The organism is Terriglobia bacterium, assembly GCA_036496425.1.
Classification (GTDB): domain Bacteria; phylum Acidobacteriota; class Terriglobia; order 20CM-2-55-15; family 20CM-2-55-15; genus 20CM-2-55-15.
On sequence record DASXLG010000063.1, the window covers coordinates 1 to 1,616 of the forward strand.

2 protein-coding genes are annotated in these 1,616 nt (G+C 56.9%); both read left to right on the top strand.

The genetic code is table 11. The annotated features are described in order from the left end of the window. On the top strand, nt 1-305 hold a 305-nt coding region (locus VGK48_04125), incomplete at its 5' end, for a hypothetical protein (protein ID HEY2380351.1). A gap of 9 nt (nt 306-314) precedes the next feature. Continuing rightward, nucleotides 315-1,616, top strand: a 1,302-nt coding sequence (locus VGK48_04130) for a FecR domain-containing protein (protein ID HEY2380352.1), incomplete at its 3' end; no start/stop codon positions are given.

Below are 1,616 nucleotides of genomic sequence, written 5' to 3' on the forward strand. Positions count from 1 at the left end.
TGGGCAACCCGAACGCAGCGGTGAGCGATCCCGTGGACTTTGACATTGCGCGTTTTGTGAAGACCAGCCGATTCATGGTCGATCTTCCGCCGCTGCGCAGCGAGAAATTGATCGCGGCGGAAAGCCAGAAGCAGCAACAAGAGAAATCGAAAAAGACTTTGATCGACACCAACCTTGTTATTTTCGGCGGCGGAACGCGCGTGTCGGTTCTGGGCCAAGCCCATACCAATGTAGCGGGCCGGACCACTGCCGGATCAGCAAAGTCACATTCAATGCCGGAAGCAACCGGTGCAGCACAACAGTAGGAGATAAATATGAAAAAGTTTTGGACGAAGACTTTTAGCAGCAAACCAGTAACGGTCTGCGGGGTCCTCTTCATTTTGGTTGCCCCAACGCGACTGGCAAACGCTGCCGCATTGCAAGAAGCACGCGTGTCACAGGTAATTCAGGACGTGCGCTTGTTGGAAGCGCATGCCGCGCCTCATGCGGCGGCGGTGAACGATAAAGTCACCCACGGCTCGGCGGTGCGCACTGGAGTAGAATCGCGGGCGGAATTGACTTTTAACGATCTCACTATCACGCGGCTCGGCGCGAACACGATTTTCAGTTTTACCGCGGGAGCGCGTCAGGCAGAGTTGACCCAGGGCGCGATTCTCCTCCAGGTTCCCCCCAACGCACCCCCGGTTAGGGCCAATACGACAGCTGTCACCGTTGCCGTTATGGGTGGGACGGCGCTTCTTTCAACAGGCCCGCCTGCAAAATTTATGGTTCTCGAAGGAACCGGCACGATTTATCCCCTCGGCCACCCTGAAAAAGCTGTGACTGTTCGTGGCGGCGAAATGGTTATCGCCGAAGGCGGGCACGTTAGTAAGCCGGAAAAATTCGATGTGAAACTGGTGCTGGCGACGTCGCCGCTGGTCGCGGATTTTCCGTCGCTGGCGAATTTGCCGCTCATCCTGGCGGTGGCGGATCAGCAAGCCGCGCAGCAGCAAGTCGTGGTATCGAATCGGCCACCTTACCAGAGCATGCTCGACACGATCGACGTGACCGATCAGAGCGCCACCTCAAATCCGGCTGTTGTGGATGTTCGAGTTGAAACGCCGACTCCGAGCCCGCCGCCACCACCACCGCCGCCGAGCAAATATGGGACACCACCGACGATCACTTCGCCGAATCCGTACGTCATCACCAGCGGAACGACCATTACGACCGATCCATCGATCACCACCAATGGCGTGACTGACTTCGGCAAGATTTATCGCGGCGCGATGGATGATGGACCTTTCACGTTGTGGGCGTTTGGTTCCACCTCAGCCTTTGATACTGCGCTAAATCTTGACACCGAGTTTTTTGCCGACCCAAACAATCTGCCGATCGCCGTCTTTAAATTCCAGAGTCTGTCGCTCACCGGCAATCCGACGATTGACACGAGCAACGGCGGCGTAACCAAGCTTGGTTTAATCGGTGTGGATGGAATTACGTCCGGCCCGCCCGGCGGCACATTGACCTTCACCGGTCTTGACCTGCTAGCGCTGGCGACTGTTAACGGTTCCATCGATCTCACGTCGGATGTCTCATTCCAAAATCTCGGCACGCTTGCCATCTACGCGCGCGGG